This window comes from Rhodococcus sp. no. 34 (assembly GCF_054589475.1).
Genome location: NZ_BAAILK010000041.1, coordinates 1 through 26,125, shown reverse-complemented (window position 1 = coordinate 26,125; position 26,125 = coordinate 1). Strand labels below are relative to the sequence as shown.

Genomic DNA, 26,125 nt, shown 5'->3' with positions numbered 1-26,125 from the left:
CCACTGTGGCCCGGCATCTCGCGAGAGATACCGGGCCACAGTCGTTTTGAATTTTCTACGCCGTCTTGTCGCGACGCTCGCCACGCTCCGGCTTACGCGGAACGATGGTCGGAAGTACGTTGTCGTTGACGGTCTCCGCGGTGACGACCACCTTTTCGACGTCGTCACGGCTGGGAATGTCGTACATCACGGGAAGAAGAACCTCTTCCATGATGGCGCGCAGGCCACGCGCACCGGTTCCACGCAAGATCGCCTGATCGGCAATAGCGTCGAGCGCTTCTTCGGTGAACTCGAGTTCGACGCCGTCCATGTCGAACAGGCGACGATACTGCTTGACGAGAGCGTTCTTGGGCTCCGACAAGATCTGAACGAGCGATTCCTTGTCGAGGTTGGTCACCGACGCGATCATCGGCAAACGGCCGATGAACTCGGGAATCAGACCGAACTTGATCAAATCCTCCGGCATGACCTCGGCGAAACGATCGACCGTATCCAGTTCGGCCTTCGACCGAACCTCGGCGCCGAAACCGATACCGCGCTTGCCGACACGATCGGAGACGATCCGCTCGAGACCTGCGAAAGCGCCCGCGACGATGAACAGCACGTTCGTGGTGTCGATCTGAATGAATTCCTGGTGCGGATGCTTACGGCCACCCTGCGGCGGGACGCTCGCCTGCGTACCTTCGAGGATCTTCAGCAACGCCTGCTGAACGCCTTCGCCGGACACGTCACGCGTGATCGAGGGGTTCTCGCTCTTACGGGCGATCTTGTCGACCTCGTCGATGTAGATGATTCCGGTCTCGGCGCGCTTGACGTCGTAGTCGGCAGCCTGAATCAGTTTGAGCAGAATGTTCTCGACGTCCTCACCGACGTAACCGGCCTCGGTCAACGCCGTCGCGTCAGCGATGGCGAACGGGACGTTGAGCATCTTCGCGAGAGTCTGAGCGAGATACGTCTTGCCACAGCCGGTGGGGCCGAGCATCAAGATGTTGGATTTCGCGAGCTCAACCGTCTCACCCCGCGCGTCACGGCCCTTGTCGCCGGCCTGAATGCGCTTGTAGTGGTTGTAGACGGCCACGGCCAACGTCCGCTTGGCGGAGTCCTGACCGATGACGTAGTTCTCGAGGAATTCTCGGATCTCCGCAGGCTTGGGAAGCTCGTCGAGCTTGACTTCGCTCGATTCGGCCAATTCCTCTTCGATGATCTCGTTGCAGAGGTCGATGCACTCGTCGCAGATGTACACCCCGGGTCCTGCAATGAGCTTTTTGACCTGCTTCTGACTCTTACCGCAGAAAGAGCACTTGAGCAGATCCCCGCCGTCGCCGATGCGTGCCATCTCGTGAGGTCCCTACTTTCCATCATGTACGTGCACTCGCCGCCACTCGATCGGTCGAGACGCTCCGCAGTACTTCGGTAGTTGTCAGATCAGACAAACTGATCGAACAAATCTGGTCGAACAATCGCAGAACGCCGGTCGAGAACCAGCCCGTGAAGTGACGGTACCCGCAGATCCCGAACGGGGTCGACCTGTTCTCGGCGTTTCGCCTGCGGATAAAAAAGAAAAGAGTCGAGATTTCAGCCTGGCGAGCGCTCCACCAGGCACTTCTCGACGTGTCCGCCTCGTGTCGGGAATCGGGATACAGATCCTCGACACGAGGCGGAAATCGACTACTTCTGTGCGCTGAGCTTCCGGTAAGCCAGCACGTCGTCGATGATGCCGTACTCCTTGGCCTGCTCGGCCGTGAGGATCTTGTCGCGATCGGTGTCGACGCGGATGGTCTCCGGATCCTTACCCGTGTGCAGCGACAGCGTGCTCTCCATGAGCCGACGCATACGCTCGATCTCCGCAGCCTGGATCTCCAGATCGGAAACCTGACCCTGGATGCCGCCCGTAGCCGGCTGGTGGATCAGAATGCGTGAGTTGGGGAGCGCGAAGCGCTTGCCCGGCGTACCGCCGGCCAGAAGCACGGCAGCTGCCGAAGCAGCCTGACCGAGGCAGACGGTGGAAATGTCGGCACGGACGTACTGCATCGTGTCGTAGATCGCCATCAGCGCGGTGAAAGAACCACCGGGCGAGTTGATGTACATGGTGATGTCGCGGTCCGGATCCTGCGATTCGAGAACCAGCAACTGCGCCATGAGGTCGTTGGCGGAGACGTCGTCGACCTGCGAGCCGAGGAAGATGATGCGCTCCTCGAACAGCTTGTTGTACGGGTCGGACGTCTTGACGCCGTAGCTGGTCTGCTCCGTGAACTGGGGCAGGATGTAACGCGATTGGGGGCCCGACGGCGCCTGGCCGCCCAGCGAGTTAGCTCCGAAAAGATTGGTCATCAGTTCTCCAAAGTATGAATTGGGCAGCGAAAGGATGGGCGAACCGGCTCAGTTGCCGGTGCCGCCGGCCTGATTCGCACGGGAGACGACGTGGTCGACGAAGCCGTACTCGAGAGCTTCCTTCGCCGTGAACCAACGGTCACGGTCGGAGTCCGCGGTGATCTGCTCGACCGTCTGGCCGGTGTGCTGAGCGATCAGCTCGGCCATTTCGCGCTTGGTGTGCTTGAACTGCTCGGCCATGATCGCGATGTCACTGGCGGAACCACCGATGCCGGCGGACGGCTGGTGCATCATGATGCGGGCGTGAGGCAGTGCGTAGCGCTTGCCCTTGGTGCCTGCCGAGAGCAGGAACTGACCCATCGACGCCGCAAGGCCCATGCCGAAGGTGGCGATGTCGCACTCGGCGAACTGCATCGTGTCGAAGATCGCCATACCTGCGGTCACGGATCCACCGGGCGAGTTGATGTAGAGCGAGATGTCTCGCGTCGGGTCCTCGGCCGAGAGCAGCAGGATCTGTGCGCACAGCTTGTTGGCGATGTCGTCGTCGACCTGGGTACCGAGGAAAATGATGCGCTCTCGCAGCAAGCGCTCGTACACCGAGTCGCTGAGGTTCAACCCAGCGGTCGCTGAAGTCATGGCGGGACTCTGCAAAGTCTCCAGGTGATTGGAAGTCACGGTACCTGCCTTCTATGTGGATCTACTTGTGCGGTGGATCGTCTATGCGAAACACTTCTACTGACACAGACAGTAACGAAGTAGGGCGGCACCGGAGTCCCGGTGCCGCCCTACTTCGCTCAAAGCGGAAAACTCAGTGCAGTCGATCGTGGTGAAAACACCCGTCCGCCTGCGTTTTTACTTGTCTTCGCTCTCGGCGGAATCAGACTCGTCCGCTTCGGTTTCGGCCTCACTGCTGCCGAACAGCTCTGCGGTGTCGACAACTGCGCCGGAGGTGTCCTTGACACCGGCCGACTCGACGACGGACGCGAGAGCCTTGCCACGACGGACGTCTGCGAAGACGGCGCCGAGCTGGTTGGCCTGCTGGATCTGCTGGATGAACTGCTCAGGAGCCATGCCGTAACGCTGCGCCTGGAACAGGATGCGCTCGGTGAGCTCGTCCTGACCGACGGTGACGTTGCCCGCATCGGCAATCGAGTCGAGCAAGAGCTGCGTCTTGACGGAGCGCTCAGCGGCTTCCTGTGCATCCTTGTCGAACTCTTCGCGGCTGCTGCCCTGCTCTTCGAGGAGCTTGTTCAGTGCCTCTTCGTCGTGATCGAGACCGTGAACGGCGTCGTGCAGTGCAGCGTCGACCTCAGCCTTGACGACGGCCTCCGGCAACGGAACCTCGACGGTCTCGAGCAGCTGCTCGAGAACCTTGTCGCGGATCTGACCGGCCTGCTCGACCTTGCGGACGCGTGCGACGCGCTCACGGAGGTCAGCCTTCAGTTCTTCCAGGGTGTCGAACTCGCTGGCGAGCTGAGCGAACTCGTCGTCCTCAGCCGGAAGCTCGCGCTCCTTGACCGTCTGCACGGTCACGGTGACAACAGCTTCCTTGCCTGCGTACTCGCCGGCGACCAGCGTCGACGTGAAGTCCTTGGACTCCCCCGCCTTGAGGCCGATGATGGCTTCGTCGAGGCCCTCGATGAGCTGGCCCGAACCGACCTCGTGCGACAGTCCGCTCGCGGTTGCCTCGGCAACGTTCTCGCCGTCGACGGTGGCCGACAGGTCGATGGAGACGAAGTCGCCGTCCTCGACTGCGCGGTCGACGCCGGTGAGGGTGCCGAAACGCTGACGCAGCGAAAGCAGCTGCTCTTCGATGGCTTCGTCGGTGATCTCGATCGGATCGACCTCGACGTTGATGGAGCTGAAGTCAGGGAGCTCGATCTCCGGGCGCACGTCGACCTCGGCGGTGAACTCGAGGAGTTCGCCGTCTTCGATCTTGGTGACCTCGATCTCGGGCTGGCCGATGGCCTTCACGCCGGCGCTGGTGACAGCCTCGGAGTAACGCGACGGCAGAGCGTCGTTGACGACCTGCTCGAGCACAGCGCCGCGACCGACACGCGCTTCGAGGAGGCGGGCCGGAGCCTTGCCGGGACGGAAGCCGGGGAGACGAATCTGCTGCGCGAGGGCCTTGTAGGCCTTGTCGAAATCAGACTTGAGTTCCGCGAAGGGCACCTCAACGTTGATACGGACTCGCGTCGGGCTGAGCTGCTCGACGGTGCTCTTCACGAAACTTCGCTCCTTCGTCTGGTCTTGCTCACAACTTGTGTTGAATCGGTACTGCTGTGTGTTCGGTACTGCTGTCTGGCGCGGCACTTCACTCCCGGACTTACTGGAGGTGAAGTGCCATGTACGTACTTGTCGGGATGACAGGATTTGAACCTGCGACCCTCCGCTCCCAAAGCGGATGCGCTACCAAGCTGCGCTACATCCCGTTTCCGATCACATGAAACACACGATACGGCCATCCGAGGCCACTTAGACAGCGGGCCACAAAGGCAGCCACCATCGGTGACCGCGCACAACCCTATCGCGCTCACTACTCTCTCACGAACCCGACCGCCATTTGTACACGGCCCGGCTGTCGACCCCGTCAGTATGTCATCCGACGGCAGCCACATACGGCAGCCACATACAGCCTTGCCTCAACTGCCATTCAGAGCCGGAATCAGAAGCCGCGCCTGCGGCCGAGACACCCCGACTCGCCGAGCAATTCGCCAATTCCCCAGGTGAACGACGGTCTCGAACTTCTCCGACCCCCCGATTATGAAATCCGGTGGGGCATTGGGTACAGTTTCGTATCGCAGACGACGAACACGGCGATCCCGAGTTGTCGTATGCACGGGGATGTAGCTCAATGGTAGAGCCTCAGTCTTCCAAACTGATCACGCGGGTTCGATTCCCGTCATCCCCTCCATCAGGAGGGAAACTCCACAAAAGATCCGCATCGGCCCAGCCGGTGCGGATTTTTTGTGTTCCGACTTTGTCCACTCAGACCACTCCCCTGCAGTCCGTATCCTGGAGTTGTCCGGATCGATTCTGCTCGGGAGGCCACTCGTGACCACGATTCTTCTCATACTCGTCGTTCTGGCCGTAGTCGTATTTCTGGTCATGAAAAGCCAGCAACGCGGTTCCGGCCACAGCGCAACACAACTCGACGATGCGAAAGCCGATGCCCGGCAGGCGATCGAACGCCTCGGCGGTCAGGTCTACAACCTGACCGGCAGTGACGACGCGTCGCGCCAAGCCCTCGCCGACGCGGCCGAACGGTACAACGCCGCAGGCTCGCAGATCGATCAGGCCGCAACGCCGGTCCAAGCACGTCTCGCGAAACAGACTGCACTGGAAGGGCTTTACTACATCCGCGCGGCACGGGTGGCGATGGGCATGGATCCGGGACCGGAAGTTCCTTCCATCGACGGACAGAAGGCTGCCGGTTCGGTCACCGAAGACCGTGAGGTCGAATTCGAGGGCCGCAAGGTCGCGGCATCACCCAATCCGTCGTCGCACACACCCAACTACTACCCCGGTGGCCGAGTCGCCGGACGCCCGGTCCCGGCCGGCTGGTACTCCGAACCCTGGTGGAAGCCTGCACTCGTCGCCGGCGCCTGGGGTCTGGGTTCGATGATGCTGTTCTCGACCATGTTCTCCGGCATGGCCGGGGTTCCTTACGGCGCAGAGGCTTTCGCCCAGGGTGGCGATACCGGAGCCGGCGACTCGGGAGATCTGGGCGACTCGGGAGATCAGGGCATGGACGCCGGCGCGGATCAAGGAAGTATCGACAACACCGATTTCACCGCAGACGGTGGAGGCAGCGACTACGGGGACTTCGGAGGCGGCGATTTCGGTGGCGGAGACTTCGGAGGCTTCGACTTCTAAGCCGACTGACACACCGGGCACCAGAACAGGTTTCGTGCCTTCATGACGGAATGCAGGATCGGTGTGCCGCACACGCGGCACGGCGATCCTGCTCTTCTGTAGACATAGGTACGCGGACGATCCTTCGCGTACGCCGGATCTCCGTTGTCGTGCTCGGCGCGAACGACGTGCATCTTCCCCCGCCTGACGCCGACTTTCATCAATTCGACAAGGTCTGCCCACATCGCGGTCCACTCGCCGTGAGAGACGAGATTCCCCGGTCGTTCAGGGTTGATTCCGTGACGAAAGAGAAGTTCGGCGCGATAGACGTTGCCGACACCCGCCAGGACCGCCTGGTCCATCAGCAGGGCGCCGATTGCCGTCTTGGACTTGGAGATTCGCAACCAGGCCTTCTCTGGATCCGCGTCGCGGCGCAGTGGGTCCGGCCCGAGTCTGGCCTCGATCGCGGCGACCTGAGGAGGTAGCAGGACTTCGCAGGCGGTGGGACCACGAAGGTCGGTGCCGAAATCGGCACCGACCATTCGCATCCGGACCTGGCCTACCGGTTCTTCCATCGGCAGGGCGGCGTCGGTGAACTTTCCGTACAACCCGAGGTGTACGTGAACTGTCAGACCGTTGTCGTACGTGTGCCAGAGGTGCTTTCCCCAGGCATCCGAGGACGTGAGTACGTGTCCGTCCACCAGGCGCGCGTCCTCGGCGAATCTGCCTTGCGGACTGAGGACGCGGACCGGTGAACCGACGAACTTGCGGGCATGCAACCGTGCCAGCCGGTGCAGGGTATGACCTTCAGGCACGGAACAACTTTCGGATCAGGCTTGCGGCAGAGCCGGTGCGACGCCGGTCTTCTCGTACTCGGACAGGATGTCGATACGACGCTGGTGGCGCTCTTCACCCGACCATGCGGTGGCGAGGAAAGCGTCGACGATGGCAAGCGATTCCTCGAGGGAATGCATACGTCCGCCGATGCCGATCAGCTGAGCGTTGTTGTGCTCACGTGCCAGCTTCGCCGTTTCGACGCTCCAAGCGAGGGCGCACCGTGCGCCGGGAACCTTGTTCGCTGCGATCTGCTCGCCGTTGCCACTGCCACCCAGGACGATTCCCAGGCTGCCCTCGTCGGCGACGACGCGCTTTGCGGCTTCGATGCAGAAAGCCGGGTAGTCGTCCACGGCGTCGTACTCGTGAGCACCACAGTCGATGGCCTCGTGGCCGTTCGCTTTCAGGTGTTCGATGATCTCGTTCTTTCGTTCGAATCCGGCATGGTCGGCACCCAGGTATACGCGCATGGCGACAATTCTCTCAGGCCCGACCAGCCGGGCGCACCCGGGTCGACGTCACACTTTCAGGAACACGCATCGCCGCGCGAGCACACCTATCGTGGTGCCCATGTACCCCGTCAACGGCCAGGCCGCTGCACCCGCCCTTCGTGTGTCACCGGGCAGTGACGCCGTTCGCCACCCGTGGGAAATCCCGCTACTCGTGCTCGCGGTGCTGACGACGGTCGTCACTTATGTGGTGGCGATCGTTCTGATCGCTGCGGGTGATCTGTCGACGTGGATCCTCGTGGTGCTCGCGGCTCCGATCCTGCTGTTCCTCGCGCGAGGTCAGCTGTACGGATCGCAACAGGTCAACGGAATCAAGATGACGCCTTCACAGTTTCCGGAGGGGTATCAGCTGGTTGCCGAGGCTGCGGCACGGTTCGGCATGAAAACTCCGCCGGATGCCTACGTCGTGCTGGGGAACGGACGGATCAACGCGTTCGCGTCGGGGCACGGATTTCGCCGTTTCGTCGTCGTCTACAGCGACCTGTTCGAAGTCGGTGGGCAGGCACGCGAGCCCGATGCGCTCGCATTCATCATCGGCCACGAGGTCGGCCACATCGCTGCTGGGCATGCGTCGTACTGGCGCCAGTGGGGACAGTTCGCGTCGAACTACATTCCGGTGATCGGGTCTTCGCTGTCGCGTTCCATGGAGTACACGGCGGACAACTTCGGCTTTCACATGCGTCCGCAGGGTGCACCGGGCGCGATGGGCGTCCTAGGCGCGGGAAAGTATCTGGTGGGTCTGGTCGGGTTCGACGAACTGGCCGATCGGGCGACACTCGAATCCGGGTTTTTCCCGTGGTTCGTCAACATCTTGTCGTCGCATCCGGTGCTGACCTGGCGTGCGGCTGCGCTTCGCAACCGCACGCACTCAGGGCATCTGTTCTTCCGGCCGGGTCAGCTCTACCGAAATCCGGCGCTCACTGCCGCTCAGTCGAACTGAGGATCCTCGTTACGGGTCCGCTTGAGCTCGAAGAAGTGGGGGTAGCCGGCCAGCGCGACTGCGCCGTCCCACACCTTGCCTGCGTCCTCGCCGCGCGGGATGCGTGAGAGCACGGGGCCGAAGAACGCCACGCCGTTGACATGGATCGTCGGGGTTCCGACGTCGGGTCCGACGGCGTCCATGCCCTTGTGGTGGCTCTCGCGCAGAGCCTCGTCGTACTTGTCGGTGTCGGCGGCCTCGGCCAGTTCAGGTGGCAGGCCGACCTCGGCGAGGGACGACTTGATGACGTCGGCGAAATCCTTGTTGCCCTCGTTGTGAATCTTCGTCCCCATAGCCGTGTACAGCGGCAGCAGGATCTCGTCACCCTTCAGCTGCGCTGCAGCGATGGCGACACGGACCGGGCCCCAGGCCTTGGTCATCATCTCCCGGTACTCGTCGGGAAGGTCACGGCCCTCGTTGAGAACCGCAAGGCTCATCACGTGGAACTTGGCCTCGATGTCGCGTACCTGCTGGGCCTCGAGAATCCAGCGTGAGGTGATCCAGCACCACGGGCAGAGCGGATCGAACCAGAAGTCAGCAGTGTCCGTGGTCTTGCTCGAGGTTGCGCTCACGAAGAAACTCCCTATCAGTTCATGTCGGTCAGGTCATATCAGTTCGGGGACATACTCCCGTTCTCCCAACAATCATGAACCCGCAATCCTTCCCGCGCTTTCCCCCGAACCACCTCCCGATCGCAGTAGTGTCGAAAAGAAACGAGTACGAAGGAGTGGTTCAGTAATGAGCACCAACCGGAGATTCGTGATCGTCGGCGGCGGGCTCGCGGGCGCAAAGATCGCAGAAGCCCTGCGTGACAGAGATTTCGACGGTGAGATCACCGTATTGAGTGAAGAAGACCACCTCCCGTACGAGCGTCCGCCGCTGTCGAAAGAGTTCTTCGCAGGCAAGAAGACGCTCCCCGAATTCACCGTCCACGACGGCGAGTGGTTCCGCGACCATCATGTCGATCTTCGCCCGGGAACGACGGCAACGGCCATCGACCCCGCTGCGCACACCGTGTCACTTCCGGACGGTTCCACGATCAGCTACGACAAGCTCGCCTTGGCCACCGGTTCGCGGTCGCGGCGCCTCGACATCCCGGGGTCCGACGCCGAGGGTGTTCACTACGTGCGAACAGTCGATCAGGCCGCTGCGCTGCTGCGCACCCTGGCCGCCGACAAGAAGCTCGTCGTGGTCGGTGCAGGCTGGATCGGCCTCGAAATTGCCGCGTCGGCTCGCGGTTTCGACGTCGAGGTCACCGTGCTCGAACATGCCGGCCTTCCGCTCGAATCGACCCTCGGCCCGGAAATGGGTGAGGTCTTCGCCGCGCTGCACCGCCAGAACGGGGTGGACTTACGCACCGGCACGGACGTCACCGCAATCTCTGTCGACGGCGGTCACGCCTCGGGTGTCACTTTGAGCGATGGAACCGTGATTCCGGCCGACGCCGTGTTGATCGCTGTCGGCGCATTGCCGAACACCGAGTTGGCATCGGAGGCGGGTATCGACGTCGACAACGGGGTTCTCGTCGACGCCGGTCTGCAGAGCAGCGACCCCGACGTGGTCGCGGTGGGTGACATCGCGGCCGCACAGCATCCGATTCTGAATGCACGAATTCGGGTGGAGCACTGGGCAAACGCACTCAACCAACCCGAGACGGCCGCAGAGACCATGTTGGGACGGCCCGCCGAGTACGTCCGCATGCCGTATTTCTTCACCGATCAGTACGACCTCGGAATGGAATACGTAGGTCACGCACCGCACGGCGGCTACTCCCGTGTCGTCACTCGCGGCGACGTCGACAAGCGCGAGTTCCTGGCATTCTGGCTGGATTCCGCGAACAAGGTGCTCGCCGGCATGAACGTGAACATCTGGGATGCCGGTGACGCCATCAAGGAATTGGTCGCGTCTTCGCGTCCCGTCGATCCGGAGCGGTTGGCCGACCCGGAGATTCCGCTGGCAGAAGTGTCCGCTTGAGTGAAGTCGTTCTCTTCGTGATGGGATGGACGTAATAGATCCGCACCATCTACGAGGAGATCTTTGTGGTCGCACCGAACCTGACACGCGAAACCGCAGCGCAACGGTCAGCAATCCTGACCGTCGAGAACTACCTGATCGAACTCGATCTCACCGACGGCAAAGACGCACCCGGCGAGGAGACGTTCTCCTCGAAGACCACCGTCACGTTCACCGCCACGGCCGGAGCAAGCAGCTTCATCGACATCGTCGCGGCCAGAGTCCATTCCGCGGTCCTCAACGGCACCGCGCTCGACGTCTCCGGCTACGACGAGTCGACTGGCATCAGCCTGCCGGACCTCGCTGCCGACAACGAGTTGGTCATCGAGGCCGATTGCATCTACTCCCACACCGGCGAAGGGCTGCACCGATTCGTCGACCCGACCGATGACGCCGTCTACCTTTATTCACAGTTCGAGACGGCTGACGCCAAGCGCATGTTCGCGTGCTTCGATCAGCCTGATCTCAAGGCCACGTTCGACGTCCGCGTCACCGCTCCCACGTCGTGGAAGGTCATCTCCAACTCCGCGGTCGTCGAGACCCTCGCCGCCGATCCCGGCAAGCACGTTTTCCGGACCACCCCGAAGATGAGCACGTACCTGGTGGCGCTCATCGCCGGTCCCTACGCGCAGTGGACCGACAACTACTCCGACGAGCACGGCGACATCCCGCTCGGAATCTTCTGCCGCGCTTCACTGGCCGAGTTCATGGACGAGGAGCGGCTCTTCACCGAGACCAAGCAGGGATTCGACTTCCACCACCGCAACTTCGGTGTTCCCTATGCCTTCGGTAAGTACGACCAGCTCTTCGTCCCCGAATTCAATGCCGGCGCGATGGAGAATGCCGGCGCCGTGACATTCCTCGAGGACTACGTCTTCCGCTCCAAGGTCACCCGCTACTCGTACGAACGTCGCGCCGAAACGGTCCTGCACGAAATGGCGCACATGTGGTTCGGCGACCTCGTCACGATGGCGTGGTGGGACGACCTGTGGCTCAACGAGTCGTTCGCGACCTTCGCTTCGGTCCTGTGCCAGACCGAGGCCACGGAGTACACGAACGCCTGGACGACGTTCGCCAACGTCGAGAAGTCGTGGGCGTACCGCCAGGACCAGTTGCCGTCGACGCACCCGATTGCCGCGGACATTCCGGACCTGGCAGCCGTCGAGGTGAACTTCGACGGCATCACCTACGCCAAGGGCGCGAGCGTCCTCAAGCAGTTGGTGGCATACGTCGGACTCGAGCCGTTCCTCGCCGGACTGCGTGAGTACTTCCGTGAGCACGCATTCGGAAACGCAACATTCGACGATCTGCTGGGCTCACTCGAAAAGTCCTCGGGCCGTGACCTTTCCGACTGGGGTCGGCAGTGGCTCAAGACCACCGGCCTCAACATCCTGCGCCCCGACTTCGATGTCGACGCAGACGGAAAGTTCACCCGCTTCGCCGTCCTGCAGGACGGTGCTGCACCAGGCGCCGGCGAGCGTCGAATCCACCGGATCGCCATCGGCATCTACGACGACGTCGACGGCAAGTTGGTGCGAAGCCATCGCGTCGAACTCGACCTCGATGCTGTGGAAAGCACGGATGTCCCCGAACTTGTCGGCGTCGCCCGCGGTGCACTCGTGTTGGTCAACGACGACGATCTCACCTACGGCTCCGTGCGACTCGATCCCGAATCGTTGGCGACGGCGATCGAGCGGGTCGGCGACATCACCGATTCACTCCCCCGCACCCTGGTCTGGTCGGCGGCGTGGGAAATGACCCGTCAAGCCGAACTGAAGGCACGCGACTTCGTCGCGCTGGTCGAGCGCGGCATCAGTTCGGAGACCGAAGTCGGTGTGGTGCAACGTCTCTTGCTCCAAGCCCAAACCGCCATCGGCTCCTACGCAGATCCGGCCTGGGCCGAGGCCGAAGGCGCGGCGAGCTTCGCCAATCGGTTGCTCGAACTCGCACGTGAGGCAGAGGCCGGGTCCGACCACCAGCTGGCATTCGTCAACGCACTCACCGGCGCAGCACTCTCCCCGTGGCACACCGAGGTACTGCGCGAATTGCTCGACGCCGATCCCTCCACCGTTGGGCTCGACGGCCTGATCGTCGACACGGACCTGCGCTGGCGCATCGTCGGGGCACTCGCGGCCGCCGGTGAGATCGACGCCGAAGGAACCACAACTCCGTTCATCGACGCCGAAGCTCAGCGTGACCCGACCGCTGCGGGCGCTCGTCAAGCCGCGGCGGCCGCGGCCGGACGTCCGCAGGCCGCTGTCAAGGAAGAGGTCTGGGCGAAGGTCGTCGGCGACGACTCCGTGCCCAACATCACCGCGCGATCGATCATCGGCGGGTTCGCTCGCGAAGGCCAGGACGAATTGCTCGAGCCCTTCGTCTCCCGCTACTTCGCCGATATCGCGGCGGTGTGGGAACGACGCTCGAGCGAAGTGGCACAGACCGTCGTCATCGGGCTGTACCCGTCGTGGTCGATCTCGGACGAATCCGTAGCGGCAGCAGACCGGTTCCTCGAAGGCGACATCCCTCCCGCGTTGCGTCGCCTGGTCGTCGAAGGCCAGGCCGGCGTGGTTCGTTCACTCGCAGCACGAAAGTTCGACGCGAGCTGACATGCGAAAGGCCGGTGCCCGCGTCGATTCTCACGAATCGACGCGGGCACCGGCCTGTGTCTGACAAACAGTTACGGCGCTGAAATTGCGGCTGCCATAACGCGGATGGCACTGATCAGTCCGTCGATCAGGTTGCCTTCACTGAAGGATGCAACAGCTGCCGTTGCTCCGAGCTGGGTAACACGATCGGTGACCCGATCGGCGATTGCCCGACCGCTGCGAACCTCGACGGTGCGCTGGTTGGGCGAAACGGCGATCAGGACGGAACGCTCGGCTTCGGGCGTGGTCGGGAACAATGCGTCGGCACCCGCTGCCGGATCAGAACCGAGATCACCGACGTACGCGTTGAACCGCACCTTGGTGGCCCGCGTCGCTTCGGTCATCGCGACGTCGAGCGCGACCAGATCCATGGTCTCGAACGGAAGATCGTCGGTGAACGGCTCGCCGATGCGATGCACACCGGATACGCGTCCACTGGACGTGACGACGCTGCCGACGGGCAGGTCCTCGGGCGCTACTGCGAGCGCGGTCGAATGATCACCACTTGCCACTTGCGGACCCTCCGATCAGATCAGCCGAACCGGCTTCGATTGCGTGTGCACTGCCGTGATGGCCACCGCGAACGGTGACCTCGTCGACAGCACTCCACAGCACGGGAGCGTGATCCCACGACTCACCGAGATGGAACGCCGGCGGAACCGGTCCCGGCGTCTTCTTCCCGAGGAAGGACGCAGCCGCGAAGAACGCGGTGATCAAGGCCGGAATCCCAACGTATATCAGTACTACCTCGAGAATGCTCACACCAGATAACGTAGCCCAGAACGCCAGGAAGGAAAGCGTCAGGGCCACAAATTCTCGGGCAATTTCGTTTCGGTGACGCTAGGAGTCAATTCAGGCTGCGCCCACGCCGACACATTGCTCAGGCTGCGCCCACGCCGAGATACGGCATCCACGCCGGATGCAATTCCTTGGTCGCCGCGAGCAGACGCCAGTGAGGTCCGGACGGCGGGACCAATTCCGCACGGAGGGTCCATCCGAGTTCGCTGAGCATCTTGTCGGCCTTGCGGTGATTGCAGGGGGCACAGCAAGCGACGCAGTTCTCCCACGAATGCCCGCCACCTCTGCTGCGAGGAACGACGTGGTCGATGGTTTCGGCTTTGGCTCCGCAGTACGCACATCGGAAGTGGTCACGATGCATCAGCGCGGCACGAGTCATGGGGATGCGGGCGCGATACGGAACGCGCACGTAGGTGCGCAATCGAATGACCGAGGGAACCTGCACCGACCAGTCCGCGGAATGGACTACCGGGCCCTGTTCGTCCTCGTGGACGGTATCGGCCTTGCCGCAGGCCATCAGTACGACCGCGCGCCTGGCAGGAAGGGCGGTCAGCGGTTCGTACGTGACGTTGAGCAGTAGCACCCGACGTTTCACCCACTCGGGGACTACGCGATCGGGAGGGAACATCTCGAGGTGAGAATGCTCGTCGGAAAAGAGTGGGTCGGCAGTGTGCGCGAACCCGTCAGGAACAACTTCCAGAACAGCCCCTAACGCGTGGTCGTTCCGCGCGCTAGTGGGCTGGAGTTGTCGGTGATTGCGTGCAGCATGTCGGTTCTTCATACGACCTCCGGGAGACTGCCCCCAAGTTGACCACGGATGATCGCGTTACGCACTCCCATTTCGAACAAAATTGCCAGGACGGCCGGTGAATTTCCGGTGAATGGGTACGCACTCCGACTCGATACAACCGTCGTCGACCCGGAAACCGACCACTACGGCCGTCAGGCACAATGGAACTTGCCATGAATGACGTACAGCACGACGTGCAGCAGACCTTCTACGACGCCGTCGGCGGAGCCGAGACGTTTCACAAGCTCACCGCGCGATTTTACGAAGAGGTCGCGAAGGACGAGGTTGTGCGCCCGCTCTACCCCGAGGCCGATCTCGGCCCGGCCGAGCGGCGGATGCGGATGTTCCTCGAGCAGTACTGGGGCGGACCGCACACGTACTCGGAGGAGCGTGGACACCCGCGTCTGCGGATGCGCCACAATCCATTCGTGATCGGCCCGATCGAGCGTGATGCGTGGCTGCGGTGCATGCACGTCGCCATCGCGTCCATCGACGAGAAGACTCTGAGCCCGGTGCACCGCAAGCAGTTGATCGACTACATGGAGATGGCTGCCGCGTCCATGGTGAACTCCGCTATCTGACCGTCTACTTAGCCTTCGGCCTGAACACGCGCGCGACCCGGCGGACTGCTCGTACCCCGAACGACACCGTGGGATGCAGGGGCGAACTCAAGATTGCATGCTTGCGCACGTACTCTTCGACCTCCCACTCCGACCAACTGCCCGCACGGAAGAGTGCGGCATCGCCGACACTCAGGGTTCGCTCGGCGATTCCGTCGGCCTGAACGGTGACCGACCCTTCGATGATGTGCACGATTTCGTCCGCGTGGAAGTACCAGCGGAAGCGCCCCTTCGTGCAATCCCAGACGTGTGTAGTCGTGGTCCCGTCTTTACTCGCCGACCATTGCGCCGACCGTGCAACCGGTGTGCCGAAGATTACCCAGTCGCGGTTGATCGGATCATCTTCGAGTAGTACATGATCCAAACTGACCGCTTCGATTGCCGACAAAGTCAAGGCCAAGCCCCCTTGGTTGAATTCCCGAATTCTTCTCCCCCGGCAGTAACACCAAAGTTGCCACATGGTGTCACCGCGTGAATGCAAAGTACACCAAGGCTAGGTAAAGAGTCCCGCTTTTGCCGTGTCCAAGTCGTGAGAGTGCCAGACGTTTGGCACTATGAACTGCTGTGAGCACCCCCGCGGATTCGTCCTCTGTAAGCCGGCCCGAAGCCCCGTGGTGGAACGAGGCGGTCTTCTATCAGATCTATCCGCGTTCTTTTGCCGATTCGGGCAGCGACGGTATCGGCGACCTCGGCGGAGTCGAGGAGAAACTCGGCTACCTCGAACTGCTCGGCATCGATGCAATCTGGTTGAGCCCGGTGATGAAGTCACCGATGGCAGACCACGGCTACGACGTCTCGGATCCTCGCGACATCGATCCCTTGTTCGGCGATCTGGCGACGATGGATTCGCTGATCACGTCAGCCCACGAACGCGGAATCAAGGTCACGATGGACCTGGTCCCGAACCACACGAGTGATCAGCACGAGTGGTTCAAGGCAGCCCTGGCGTCGGCGCCCGATTCGGCGGAGCGATCCCGTTACATCTTCCGAGACGGCAAAGGTGAGAACGGCAACGAACCGCCGAACAACTGGCCGAGCATCTTCGGCGGCCCGGCGTGGACCCGCGTCACCGAAGCCGACGGAACACCCGGCCAGTGGTACCTGCACATCTTCGCCAAGGAACAGCCCGACCTGAACTGGGACAACCCCGAGGTCTTCGACGACCTCGCCAAGACTCTGCGCTTCTGGCTCGAGCGCGGAATCGACGGATTCCGCATCGACGTGGCCCACGGAATGGCCAAGCCCGACGGTTTGCCGGACCACGACTGGGAGCTCAACGAGCTCATGCGCAATTCCGACGACGACCCGCGGTTCAACAACCCGGCAGTTCACGAAATCCACCGCGGCATCCGCAAGGTCATGGACGAGTTCCCGGAGGCGATGACCGTCGGCGAGATCTGGGTGAAGGACAACCAGAAGTTCGGCGAATACATCCGGCCAGACGAACTGCATCTCGGATTCAACTTCCGACTTGCAGAAACCGAATTCTCCGCCGAGTCCGTCCGGGAGGCCGTGGAGAACTCTCTTGCGGCCGTCGCCGAGGTCGGGGGTGTGCCCACGTGGACGCTGTCGAACCACGACGTCGAACGTGAAGTCACGCGCTACGGCGGGGGTGAGATCGGAACCCAACGCGCACGGGCGATGATCCTCGTCGAACTGGCGCTTCCGGGCGCGAGCTTCATCTACAACGGAGCCGAACTCGGCCTGCCGAACGTCGACCTGCCCGACGAGGCACTACAGGACCCGGTCTGGGAACGATCCGGACATGCCGAGCGAGGACGCGACGGCTGCCGAGTGCCCCTTCCGTGGGAAGGAAGCGAACCCCCGTTCGGATTCACCACCGGCGCGAGCACCTGGTTGCCGATGCCACGCGAGTGGTCGACACTCACGGTGGAGGCGCAGATCGAGGACGTCGACTCGATGCTCTCGCTTTATCGCGCCGCCCTCGAACTTCGTAGCGCCAGGCCGGAGTTCTCCGGCGCCGACATCGATTGGTACGGCAGTCCCCCCGGCTGCCTCGCTTTCCGTCGACGCGGTGGTCTGATCTGTGCTCTCAACACCACGGAGGTGCCGATCGCACTGCCGAGCGGGCAGCTGCTGTTGAGCAGCGCACCACTCGTCGACGGTCAACTACCCGTCAACGCTGCGGCGTGGCTGATCTGAGAGAACACCGCACCCGCCACCTGAACTCCTATCGTGCGACCATCAGCGGTATCGAACCACCGCGGTGACGGTAGATCGAACCGAACCGTGCATCGAGCCGCACCCAGGATTTGCTCGCCCGCACCCGAACCAGTTCCGAGGCGTCGATCTGCTCGAGGTCGATGTCGGCGGTCATCGCCTCGGACCCGGCGCGCGGAACGAATCCCATTGCGGTCAAGGCAAAAACAACCCGCATCGAGATCCCGACCGTGCCGGACGGACCACTGACCTCGAGCACGTCCTGATCGAGCAACGACGCCGGCGGACCGTGACTACTTCCATGCTCGAGCGCCAAGGCGTTGCCCCGCTGCGCCAGTTCGATCAGCACCCGCGCGGGTACGTCGTCCAGGTGCTCGAAGCCGTCCATCGGCGGCAACGCCCCACGCCACGCCGAATCCATGGCGAACCCCGGATCGATCAGCTCACTTGTCGCCTGCTCCACCGCCGAGAGCAACTGATCGCCGGCAGCCGACGTGTCGTCAGGGTTGATGGTGCCCGCCACGGTTCGCGTCGCCAGAGCGTCGAAACCCGTTGACGCCCAGACACTCAGGTGCGCATCGCCGCGTCGACGCATTCGGATGACCGCGGACTCGTCCAAACGCAAGGCGTGACCGATGAAGCCGGCCAAGTTCTTTCGCTCGGCCTCCTCGGGCACGGTCAGGACACGTTCATGCACGTTGCCAGCTCTCCAAGTACTCCCGCTCGGGCCCGCTGAGGCGGCGCAGACGTTGAGTGTCGATATCGAAGGCCGCGATCTGAGTCGATGCCACGATGGACGGCGGAACGCTGAGATCGGCGCCACGCGGCCGAACCTCGTACGCGATGGTGAAGTCCACCGCGCGAACCTTTTCCACCCACATGAAGACATCGAGCGGTGAATCTTCGTGCCGCAGTTGCCCGCGGTACCGCACATGGAGATCGGCAATCACAGCCCCGTCACGCAGGGTGACCGTCGGGCGCGAGTCTTCGAACAACCAAGGAATCCGCGCCTCTTCGAGCAACGTCACCATCCGTGCGTGGTTGATGTGCTGGAAGGCATCCATGTCGGACCACCGAACCACAACTTCGGCGTGGAATCCTTCGCTCAACGTCCTACCTCCGATCGGGTGCCCATGCTGCGCACCATGCTACGAACCTGACGCGCCGCCACCGAGAGCGTCGCGAGGTCAAGCGTCCCAGACTCGAAGATCTCGACGAGAGCTGCCCTCGCCCGACTCAGCCGCGAGGCGTTGGTCGATTCCCATTCGTCGATCTTCTCCTGCGGCGACTCCCCCGGCTCGCCGCCGGCCAGAACCTCCATCGTCAGTTGCCGAAGCGAACTGTAGAGGTCGTCTCGCAACGCGAGCCTCGCGAGCGAGTGCCATCGATCGCCGCGCTCGAGTCCCGAGACCGCGCTCAGCAACCAGTCGATTCCCAGATGCGCGTCCAAGGCGTAGTACAGCTCCGCGACTTCGGTGATGTCGTGATCTGCGATGTCGGCGATATCCGCGATGTCGAGCAGGCAGTAGACGTCCAGCAGTCGGAACACGTCCAGCGCCAACGCTTCCGGAGCCCCGCGATCAATCACCGATTGAGCCCGCACCAGCAGATCGTCGAGCTGATGGCCCGCAAGCAGCCCCGGAACCAGAGGTGCCGTCGCCCGATACGCCGCCGAGTAACGCGCAACCTCGGCGCCGACGGCGATCGGCTGGGGCCGATTGGCCAGGAACCATCGCGACGCCCGGTCGAGCAGTCGGCATGATTCCACGATCAACTCGTTTTCGATCTCTGCACTGACGCCCGCCGAACGGATTCGCGACCACACCTCGTCGAGTGCAAAGACCTCCCGCACAGCGGCGTAGGCACGAATCGAGTCCGTACTGCTCGCTCCGGTCTCCTCGGCCAAGCGGTAGGCGTAGGTGATTCCGCCGTTGTCGATCACTTCGTTGACGAGCATCGTCGCAACGATCTGCCGACGCAACGGGTGGGCCTTGATCTCCGTTTCGAACCGATCGCGAACAGCGGTCGGGAAGTACTGCGGGATCTGCTGGGCGAAGAAATCGTTGTCCGGCAACTCGGTTGCAAGTAAATCGTCCTTGAGTGAAAGCTTGACGTGCGCCGTCAGCGTCGCCAGTTCCGGCGACGTCAGACCCACACCGGCCTCGAGTCGACGCTCGATCTCCTTGTCGGTCGGCAACGCCTCCAGCTTGCGGTCAAGGCCACGTGCCTTGGTCAGATCCGTCAACTGACGGCGGTGAACACCGAGCATCTGCGGCGCCGTCACGCGGGAGATTCCGAGCAGCGCATTCTGGGCGATGTTGTCCGCCAACACCAGCGCAGCCACGTCGTCGGTCATCGACGCCAGCAACGGATTCCGTTCCGGTGACGGCAGCAACTGCGAGCGCACGAGCGAATCGAGAAGAATCTTGATGTTCACTTCGTGATCGGAGCAGTCGACGCCGGCCGAGTTGTCGATGGCGTCGGTGTTGATGTGACCGCCGTTGGCGCTGAACTCGATTCGTCCCAGAGCTGTCACGCCGAGGTTGCCGCCCTCCCCGATCACCTTGACCCGCAGGTCTTGACCGTCGACACGCACCGCGTCGTTACTCTTGTCGCCAACCTGCGCATTGGTCTCGGTCGACGCTTTGACGTACGTACCGATTCCGCCGTTCCAGAGTAGGTCCACCGGTGCCGACAGAATCGCCTGCATCAATTCCGGCGGCGAGAGCTTCGTGACCCCCTCGGCCAGACCCAGTGCGATCCGGACGCTTTCGGCGATCGGAACCGACTTGACCGTGCGGTCCCAGACGCCGCCACCTTCACTGATCAGGCTCTTGTCGTAGTCGGCCCACGACGACCGAGGCAACTCGAACAGTCGTTGACGTTCGACGAACGAGCTCGCTGCATCCGGGTTCGGATCGAGGAAGATGTGTCGATGGTCGAACGCACCCACCAGACGGATGTGCCGACTGAGGAGCATTCCGTTGCCGAACACGTCTCCGCTCATGTCGCCGACGCCTACCGTCGTGAAATCCTGCGTCTGCGTGTCGACCCCGAGTTCGCGGAAGTGCCGCTTGACGCTTTCCCAGGCGCCGCGAGCGGTGATACCCATGCCCTTGTGGTCGTATCCCACGGAGCCACCGGAGGCAAACGCGTCGCCGAGCCAGAAGTCGTACTTGGCGGCAACCGAATTGGCGAGATCCGAGAACGTCGCCGTGCCCTTGTCCGCGGCGACCACCAGGTAGCGATCCTGATCGTCCTTGCGCACCACTCGATCCGGCGTCACAACTTCGCCGGTAGCCGCGTGCACGTTGTCGGTGATGTCGAGCAATCCGGAGATGAACGTGGTGTAGCAGGCCTTGCCAGTTTCCAGCGTCGCCATTCGATCAACGGCCGGATCACCCGTCGGCAGGGGCGGATTCTTCACGACGAAGCCGCCCTTGGCGCCGACCGGCACGATCACCGCGTTCTTGACGGCCTGAGCCTTCACCAAGCCGAGCACCTCGGTGCGGAAATCTTCGCGCCGGTCGGACCAGCGGAGCCCGCCGCGCGCGACTGCGCCGAATCGCAGGTGGACGCCTTCGACCTCGGGTGAGTACACGTAGATCTCGAAAGCCGGCCGCGGCTTGGGCAACTCGCTGATCCGTGAGGGATCGAGCTTGACCGACAGGTAGTCGCGAGAGCGGCCATCGGCGTCGACGACGTAGAAATTGGTACGCAAGGTCGCCTTCACCAAGGAGAACATTCCACGCAGAATGCGATCGGCATCCAAGCTGAGTACCTCGTCGATGGACGCACGCAACTGCTCGTCCAATTCGGCGACGCGAATGTCGTCCTGCTTCTCGGGGTCGAACATCGCCTCGAACAACTGCACCAATGCAAACGCGGTCTGCGGGTGTGTAAGCGCGATTCCTTCGATGTGGAACTGACTGTACGGAAATGTGGCCTGGCGCAGATACTTTGCGTAAGCACGCAGCACCACGGCTTGCCGCCAGGACATTCCGGCCCGCAGCACCAACTCGTTGAATCGGTCAGCTTCTGCCCGGCCGAACCAGACTGCACCGAATGCAGCCGTGAATCGCTTCTGGACCTCGGTCAGCGGGGCGGTACTGGTCTCGAGCGGCACCTGCGCATCGAGGTCGATCTCGACCGACGCCCGAAGATCCGCCGGTACCGACAATCCGAAATCGTAGATCCAGCACTGAACGCCGTCGAGTCGCTGCACGACGTGCGGCCGCTCGTCGAGAACTTCGACGCCGAGTGACTGCAGCACCGGCAGCACCTGACTCAACGAGATACCGTCGCCGCCGACGAAGAGCGTGAAGCGCCAGGCACCGGGCGCGGAGTCCACGGCACGATAGAGCAGCACGTCGATCGCGCCTGGCGCCAACGCCTCGAGCCTGGCGATGTCGGCCAGCGCACGTGACGGTTCGAAGTCCTCCTTGTATCCATCGGGAAGTACCCGCGAATACCGCTGCACCAGTTCCGGATCCACACCCGGACTGTCGCGAACAAGGTCGTTGATGCGATCGTCCCAGCTACGACTGACTTCGGTCAGCAGGGCCTGAACTCGCTCGCGGTTGCCCTCGGAGACATCCAGATGAACCGGCTCACTGTCCGGATCGCGCCGGATCGTCACGTGCAACAGCGCAAGATCGTTCTCGGTAACCCGGGCGGTGTAATCGACTGTGCCTGGTCCGAATTCGCGCCACAGCAGGTTTTGCATCGCCAGTCGCACCCGCGTCGTGTACCGGTCGCGGGGTAGGTACACCAAACAGGACACGAAGCGTCCGAACGTGTCCTCGCGGACAAAGAGACGCACCTGTCGACGCAGGCCGATACTGTGCACGGCGTGCACAGTCTCGAACAAGGTCACGGCATCGCTCGAGAACAACTCGGTGCGTGGGAACGACTGGATGACCTCGAGCATCGCCTGACCGGAGTACGAATGCAGGTCGACACCGGCACGCGCGATGACTTCGCGGACGCGGCGCTCGATCAGAGGAATCGCGAGGACGTTCTCGTGGAGTGCGACCACGGTGAACACGCCCAGGAATCTGTGCTCTCCCACGATGTTTCCCTCGTCGTCGAGGATCGACACGCCCACGAAGTACGGGTAGACAGCGCGGTGCACCGTGGCGGGGAACGATCCCTGCGTCAGGACCAGAAGCGGTCGATCCGGGAGATCTGCGACGGGAGGCAAACTCATCGGGCCTTCGGTGACCGCGTCGGAGCGCAGCACGCCGAGTCCACTGCCGGCGACCGTACGTGAACCGTCCTTCGTTCCCTCGAATCGCCGGTATCCGAGCACGGCATAGTTTCCGTCCGCCATCCACCGCAGCAGCCGGGCGGTGTCGGAGAATTCTTCGGGGGTGATCCTCCCGGAGGCAGTTTCTGCGGCACTCTCCAACTCGTCGGCAACGCGCAGTTGCAATGCCTTCATGTCCGGGGTGTCACCAACCACCTGGCGGACGTCCGCGAGCACCTTGCCGAGGTGTGCTTCGATCGCGTCGAGAGCGGAATCCTCGACTTCGGAGTCCAACTGGACGTGCATCCAGGATTCTTGGATACCGCTGTCGCCCAAGGACATCAGATTGCCCGAGTCATCGCGTTCAACCGTCAGGATCGGATGGGCGAATTGACTGATTCCCACACCTTGTCGGTTGAGCATCGCGGTAACGGACTCGACGAGCAACGACATGTCGTCGGTGACGATCTGGACGGCAGCGCCGAGACCCTCGGATCCTGACGGGCGGTACACACGCCATACGGCCGTGCCCGGGGTCCGCTGCCTCCCGAGCGCAAGATGCGCGAGCAGGACTCGATCCGATCGACCGTTGATGACGTCGTCGCTGTCACCCTCGTCGATATGCGTGAAAAAGGCCTCGCGAAGACGCGTCAACAACGTCGCTTCGTCGAGGCCTGTGCCCTGCTGCCGTACACGGTCTGTCATTCCTGGCTCACATCCTTGTGGGTTCTGATCGCCGCGACCAATCTCTGACTCGAGACTAGCCGCGGCAACCAGTACCTAGGGTGAACTGAGAAACGAAATCTACGATGTCGTCATCTGAACAAGCGATGCTTCGAGCACCGCGCGTTCGCTGTCCGCCAGCGGTCTGGACTTTTCGGACACCGTGTCGAATCCGACCATCAACGCGTCGCCGAAAGCGCATTCGACACCCGCGTTGTCACGGATGACGTGCCGAACCGTGAACGAGGAAGTCCCGACGTGAGTCGTGAAGATCTCCACGTTCAAGGGACCGGACCGATCGGTGACCGGCTTGAGGAACTCGACGGTCATCTTTCGAACCACGAGGTATCCCGGCCGGCCGCCGAGCGGCGCCAGTTTCGCTTCCAGGAACTGGATGCGCGCTTCCTGCATGTACTCGACGTAACGCGTGTTGTTGACGTGACCCAACCGGTCGGAATCGCCCCACCGGACCTGGATCTGCGCTGTGTATACGTCGGACACCGGATCAGTCCCTGGTGAGCTTGCGGTGAGTCACGCGGTGCGGGCGTGCGGCGTCGGGGCCGAGTCGCTCGACCTTGTTCGCCTCGTAGCCCTCGAAGTTGCCCTCGTACCAGTACCAAGCTGCCTCGTTGTCGCCGAAGCCACCTTCCCACGCGAGGATGTGGGTACAGGTCCGGTCCAGGAACCAGCGATCGTGCGAGATCACGACGGCGCAGCCGGGGAACTCTTCGAGAGCGTTCTCCAGCGAGCCGAGGGTTTCGACGTCGAGGTCGTTGGTGGGCTCATCGAGCAGGATCAGGTTGCCGCCCTGCTTGAGCGTCATCGCCAGGTTCAGGCGGTTGCGCTCACCACCGGAGAGGACGCCGGCCGGTTTCTGCTGATCGTGGCCCTTGAAACCGAACGAGCTGATGTACGCGCGCGAGGGGAACTCGGTCTGGCCGACGACGATGAAATCGAGCCCGTCGGACACGGTCTCCCAGACCGTCTTCTTGGGGTCGATTCCGGAACGGTTCTGGTCGACGTAGCTCAGCTTGACCGTCTGACCGATCTTGACCTCACCGGCGTCAGGCTCCTCGAGACCGACGATGGTCTTGAACAGCGTCGTCTTACCGACGCCGTTGGGGCCGATGACGCCGACAATTCCGTTGCGCGGCAACGTGAACGAGAGATCCTTGATCAGAACGCGACCGTCGAAGCCCTTGTCGAGGTTCGAGACCTCCACGACCACGTCACCCAGGCGCGGCGGTGCCGGGATCTGGATCTCGTCGAAGTCGAGCTTGCGCGTCTTCTCTGCTTCGTTCGCCATTTCCTCGTAGCGATCGAGACGAGCCTTGTTCTTGGCCTGGCGGGCCTTGGCGCCGGAACGAACCCATGCGAGCTCGTCCTTGAGGCGCTTCTGCAGCTTCTGATCCTTCTTGCCGGCAACTTCGAGGCGTGCAGCCTTCTGCTCCAGGTAGGTGGAGTAGTTGCCCTCGTACGGGTACAGGCGTCCGCGGTCGACTTCACAGATCCACTGCGCGACGTGATCGAGGAAGTAACGATCGTGAGTCACGGCGAGGATTGCGCCGGGGTAAGCAGCGAGGTGCTGCTCGAGCCACAGGACAGATTCGGCGTCGAGGTGGTTGGTGGGCTCATCGAGGAGCAGCAGGTCGGGCTTGCTCAGCAGCAGCTTGCAGAGCGCAACGCGTCGCTTCTCACCACCGGAGAGGTGGGTGACCATCTCTTCCGGCGGGGGGCAGCGCAGGGCGTCCATAGCCTGCTCGAGCTGCGAGTCGATCTCCCACGCATCTGCGTGATCGAGCTTCTCCTGCAGCTCGCCCATCTCTTCCATGAGCTCGTCGGAGTAATCCGTGGCCATCAGCTCGGCGATCTCGTTGTACCGCTTGAGCTGGACCATCGTCTCTCCGAGACCGTCCTCGACGTTCTCGCGAACAGTCTTGGTCTCGTCGAGCTCCGGCTCCTGCATGAGGATGCCGACGGTCGCGCCCGGAGCCAGGAATGCCTCGCCGTTGCCCGGCTGGTCCAGTCCGGCCATGATCTTGAGGATGCTGGATTTACCAGCGCCGTTCGGTCCGACGACACCGATCTTCGCGCCGGGGTAAAAGCTCATCGTGACGTCATCGAGGATGACCTTGTCACCGTGCGCCTTGCGCACCTTCTTCATCGTGTAAATGAACTCAGCCATGACCGCCAGCCTATCGGTGTTTGTCCTATAACCCACATTGCGCGTTGGCGCTCACACCGATGCGGGTTCTGCGGACAGTCCGAGGTCATCGACCAGATTCGCCGACATGCTCATCGACCCCCACGAAAACCGCGATGGGGACACCTCCGGGTGTCCCCAGGACGGCTCAGATCATTGCCCGGTGGATGCCTTTCGGCTCGCCACCGAGCTGCGAGAGCGTCGACGCATGGAAAATGGAACCAGGCACATGGATCGCGTGCGCGAGACCGGCATGAGCATCACGCCAGAACCGCTGCATCGGCGTGTTCAACTGCAAAGCCCCACCACCGGAACGAGCAAAGATCTCGTCCACCGCACGCACCGCACGCCACGCCGCAGCAGTCTGCGTACGCCGACCGATCGCACGAAGCTCGA

The 26,125-nt window shown here is 62.6% G+C and carries 23 protein-coding genes and 2 tRNA genes; 7 read left to right on the top strand and 18 right to left on the bottom strand.

Features of this window, described 5'->3' with window-relative positions; translation table 11 throughout:
- Window positions 1–55 precede the first annotated feature (55 nt).
- The 5 genes from clpX to ACYP01_RS17560 form a co-directional block, all read right to left on the bottom strand.
- Window positions 56–1,336, bottom strand: a complete 1,281-nt coding sequence (gene clpX / locus ACYP01_RS17580) for an ATP-dependent Clp protease ATP-binding subunit ClpX (protein WP_003944582.1) — start codon at window positions 1,334–1,336, stop codon at window positions 56–58.
- Between the two features lie 332 nt (window positions 1,337–1,668).
- Window positions 1,669–2,331, bottom strand: coding sequence for an ATP-dependent Clp protease proteolytic subunit (locus tag ACYP01_RS17575; RefSeq protein WP_003944539.1), 663 nt, complete (start codon window positions 2,329–2,331; stop codon window positions 1,669–1,671).
- A gap of 48 nt (window positions 2,332–2,379) precedes the next feature.
- Window positions 2,380–2,967: an ATP-dependent Clp protease proteolytic subunit gene (locus tag ACYP01_RS17570; RefSeq protein WP_007730960.1), complete on the bottom strand. Its 588-nt coding sequence runs from the start codon at window positions 2,965–2,967 to the stop codon at window positions 2,380–2,382.
- A 216-nt stretch (window positions 2,968–3,183) separates the two neighbouring features.
- Complete coding sequence (gene tig / locus ACYP01_RS17565) at window positions 3,184–4,557, bottom strand: trigger factor (protein ID WP_007730958.1); 1,374 nt, start codon at window positions 4,555–4,557, stop codon at window positions 3,184–3,186.
- 132 nt (window positions 4,558–4,689) lie between these two features.
- A tRNA-Pro gene (locus tag ACYP01_RS17560) sits at window positions 4,690–4,763 on the bottom strand.
- Between the two features lie 408 nt (window positions 4,764–5,171).
- On the opposite strand from ACYP01_RS17560, the gene ACYP01_RS17555 reads away from it, so the two are divergent.
- Together ACYP01_RS17555 and ACYP01_RS17550 are read left to right on the top strand one after the other, a co-directional pair.
- Window positions 5,172–5,245: transfer RNA gene (locus tag ACYP01_RS17555), tRNA-Gly, on the top strand.
- Window positions 5,246–5,439: 194 nt separating this feature from the next.
- Window positions 5,440–6,207 carry a DUF1542 domain-containing protein gene (locus tag ACYP01_RS17550; RefSeq protein ID WP_314676466.1) on the top strand — a complete coding sequence of 256 codons (768 nt, stop codon included), beginning with the start codon at window positions 5,440–5,442 and terminating at the stop codon, window positions 6,205–6,207.
- Here ACYP01_RS17550 and ACYP01_RS17545 read toward each other — a convergent pair.
- Together ACYP01_RS17545 and ACYP01_RS17540 are read right to left on the bottom strand one after the other, a co-directional pair.
- Window positions 6,204–7,001, bottom strand: coding sequence for an Fpg/Nei family DNA glycosylase (locus ACYP01_RS17545; RefSeq protein ID WP_003944531.1), 798 nt, complete (start codon window positions 6,999–7,001; stop codon window positions 6,204–6,206). The two genes, ACYP01_RS17550 and ACYP01_RS17545, sit on opposite strands and share 4 nt — an antisense overlap.
- Before the next feature lie 15 nt (window positions 7,002–7,016).
- Window positions 7,017–7,490 (bottom strand): ribose-5-phosphate isomerase, encoded by a 474-nt coding sequence (locus tag ACYP01_RS17540; protein WP_003944571.1) that lies wholly within the window; start codon window positions 7,488–7,490, stop codon window positions 7,017–7,019.
- Between the two features lie 100 nt (window positions 7,491–7,590).
- Between ACYP01_RS17540 and ACYP01_RS17535 the strand changes: the two genes are divergently transcribed.
- Window positions 7,591–8,469, top strand: a complete 879-nt coding sequence (locus ACYP01_RS17535; RefSeq protein WP_054826987.1) for a M48 family metallopeptidase — start codon at window positions 7,591–7,593, stop codon at window positions 8,467–8,469.
- Here ACYP01_RS17535 and ACYP01_RS17530 read toward each other — a convergent pair.
- Window positions 8,457–9,080, bottom strand: a complete 624-nt coding sequence (locus tag ACYP01_RS17530; RefSeq protein ID WP_003944541.1) for a DsbA family oxidoreductase — start codon at window positions 9,078–9,080, stop codon at window positions 8,457–8,459. The two genes, ACYP01_RS17535 and ACYP01_RS17530, sit on opposite strands and share 13 nt — an antisense overlap.
- Before the next feature lie 166 nt (window positions 9,081–9,246).
- Between ACYP01_RS17530 and ACYP01_RS17525 the strand changes: the two genes are divergently transcribed.
- Together ACYP01_RS17525 and pepN are read left to right on the top strand one after the other, a co-directional pair.
- Window positions 9,247–10,482 (top strand): NAD(P)/FAD-dependent oxidoreductase, encoded by a 1,236-nt coding sequence (locus tag ACYP01_RS17525; RefSeq protein WP_158170132.1) that lies wholly within the window; start codon window positions 9,247–9,249, stop codon window positions 10,480–10,482.
- Between the two features lie 65 nt (window positions 10,483–10,547).
- A complete protein-coding gene (pepN, locus tag ACYP01_RS17520) occupies window positions 10,548–13,127 on the top strand; it encodes an aminopeptidase N (protein ID WP_459681485.1) in 2,580 nt (859 codons plus the stop codon).
- Between the two features lie 71 nt (window positions 13,128–13,198).
- Here the strand turns inward: pepN and ACYP01_RS17515 are convergent, their stop codons facing one another.
- The 3 genes from ACYP01_RS17515 to ACYP01_RS17505 form a co-directional block, all read right to left on the bottom strand.
- A complete protein-coding gene (locus tag ACYP01_RS17515; protein WP_003944512.1) occupies window positions 13,199–13,678 on the bottom strand; it encodes a DUF5130 domain-containing protein in 480 nt (159 codons plus the stop codon).
- Window positions 13,665–13,928, bottom strand: a complete 264-nt coding sequence (ctaJ, locus tag ACYP01_RS17510; RefSeq protein ID WP_007730943.1) for an aa3-type cytochrome oxidase subunit CtaJ — start codon at window positions 13,926–13,928, stop codon at window positions 13,665–13,667. The genes ACYP01_RS17515 and ctaJ overlap by 14 nt, the downstream gene beginning before the upstream one ends.
- Before the next feature lie 118 nt (window positions 13,929–14,046).
- On the bottom strand, window positions 14,047–14,745 hold the full coding sequence (locus tag ACYP01_RS17505; RefSeq protein ID WP_003944465.1) for an HNH endonuclease: 699 nt from the start codon (window positions 14,743–14,745) through the stop codon (window positions 14,047–14,049).
- A 182-nt stretch (window positions 14,746–14,927) separates the two neighbouring features.
- Here ACYP01_RS17505 and ACYP01_RS17500 point away from each other — a divergent pair, with 182 nt between their 5' ends.
- Complete coding sequence (locus ACYP01_RS17500) at window positions 14,928–15,335, top strand: globin (protein WP_003944464.1); 408 nt, start codon at window positions 14,928–14,930, stop codon at window positions 15,333–15,335.
- Between the two features lie 4 nt (window positions 15,336–15,339).
- Here the strand turns inward: ACYP01_RS17500 and ACYP01_RS17495 are convergent, their stop codons facing one another.
- The gene (locus ACYP01_RS17495) at window positions 15,340–15,768 is read right to left on the bottom strand and encodes a cupin domain-containing protein (RefSeq protein ID WP_232509016.1); all 429 of its coding nucleotides are present in this window, start codon (window positions 15,766–15,768) and stop codon (window positions 15,340–15,342) included.
- A 170-nt stretch (window positions 15,769–15,938) separates the two neighbouring features.
- Between ACYP01_RS17495 and ACYP01_RS17490 the strand changes: the two genes are divergently transcribed.
- Window positions 15,939–17,537, top strand: coding sequence for a glycoside hydrolase family 13 protein (locus ACYP01_RS17490; RefSeq protein ID WP_050654620.1), 1,599 nt, complete (start codon window positions 15,939–15,941; stop codon window positions 17,535–17,537).
- A 28-nt stretch (window positions 17,538–17,565) separates the two neighbouring features.
- On the opposite strand, the gene ACYP01_RS17485 is transcribed toward ACYP01_RS17490, so the two are convergent.
- The 6 genes from ACYP01_RS17485 to ACYP01_RS17460 all read right to left on the bottom strand — a co-directional run.
- A complete protein-coding gene (locus tag ACYP01_RS17485) occupies window positions 17,566–18,252 on the bottom strand; it encodes a hypothetical protein (protein WP_373936782.1) in 687 nt (228 codons plus the stop codon).
- On the bottom strand, window positions 18,245–18,664 hold the full coding sequence (locus ACYP01_RS17480) for an acyl-CoA thioesterase (protein WP_029255682.1): 420 nt from the start codon (window positions 18,662–18,664) through the stop codon (window positions 18,245–18,247). Before ACYP01_RS17480 ends, ACYP01_RS17485 begins: the two co-directional genes overlap by 8 nt.
- Window positions 18,661–23,508, bottom strand: a complete 4,848-nt coding sequence (locus ACYP01_RS17475; RefSeq protein ID WP_459681480.1) for an NAD-glutamate dehydrogenase — start codon at window positions 23,506–23,508, stop codon at window positions 18,661–18,663. The genes ACYP01_RS17480 and ACYP01_RS17475 overlap by 4 nt, the downstream gene beginning before the upstream one ends.
- Before the next feature lie 99 nt (window positions 23,509–23,607).
- Complete coding sequence (locus ACYP01_RS17470) at window positions 23,608–24,027, bottom strand: acyl-CoA thioesterase (RefSeq protein WP_003944475.1); 420 nt, start codon at window positions 24,025–24,027, stop codon at window positions 23,608–23,610.
- Window positions 24,028–24,031: 4 nt separating this feature from the next.
- Window positions 24,032–25,711 (bottom strand): energy-dependent translational throttle protein EttA, encoded by a 1,680-nt coding sequence (gene ettA / locus ACYP01_RS17465; protein ID WP_007730925.1) that lies wholly within the window; start codon window positions 25,709–25,711, stop codon window positions 24,032–24,034.
- A 166-nt stretch (window positions 25,712–25,877) separates the two neighbouring features.
- Window positions 25,878–26,125, bottom strand: a 248-nt coding sequence (locus ACYP01_RS17460; RefSeq protein WP_459681477.1) for an acyl-CoA dehydrogenase family protein, incomplete at its 5' end; no start/stop codon positions are given.

Excerpts from the sequence above, each read along its gene's own strand:
- ACYP01_RS17475 (WP_459681480.1), bottom strand. The coding sequence starts at position 23,508 with ATGACAGACCGTGTACGGCAGCAGGGCACAGGCCTCGACGAAGCGACG.
- clpX (WP_003944582.1), bottom strand. The coding sequence starts at position 1,336 with ATGGCACGCATCGGCGACGGCGGGGATCTGCTCAAGTGCTCTTTCTGC.
- ACYP01_RS17550 (WP_314676466.1), top strand. The coding sequence starts at position 5,440 with ATGAAAAGCCAGCAACGCGGTTCCGGCCACAGCGCAACACAACTCGAC.
- ACYP01_RS17525 (WP_158170132.1), top strand. The coding sequence starts at position 9,247 with ATGAGCACCAACCGGAGATTCGTGATCGTCGGCGGCGGGCTCGCGGGC.
- ettA (WP_007730925.1), bottom strand. The coding sequence starts at position 25,711 with ATGGCTGAGTTCATTTACACGATGAAGAAGGTGCGCAAGGCGCACGGT.
- ACYP01_RS17570 (WP_007730960.1), bottom strand. The coding sequence starts at position 2,967 with ATGACTTCAGCGACCGCTGGGTTGAACCTCAGCGACTCGGTGTACGAG.
- ACYP01_RS17505 (WP_003944465.1), bottom strand. The coding sequence starts at position 14,745 with ATGAAGAACCGACATGCTGCACGCAATCACCGACAACTCCAGCCCACT.
- ACYP01_RS17540 (WP_003944571.1), bottom strand. The coding sequence starts at position 7,490 with ATGCGCGTATACCTGGGTGCCGACCATGCCGGATTCGAACGAAAGAAC.
- ACYP01_RS17500 (WP_003944464.1), top strand. The coding sequence starts at position 14,928 with ATGAATGACGTACAGCACGACGTGCAGCAGACCTTCTACGACGCCGTC.
- ACYP01_RS17535 (WP_054826987.1), top strand. The coding sequence starts at position 7,591 with ATGTACCCCGTCAACGGCCAGGCCGCTGCACCCGCCCTTCGTGTGTCA.
- ACYP01_RS17575 (WP_003944539.1), bottom strand. The coding sequence starts at position 2,331 with ATGACCAATCTTTTCGGAGCTAACTCGCTGGGCGGCCAGGCGCCGTCG.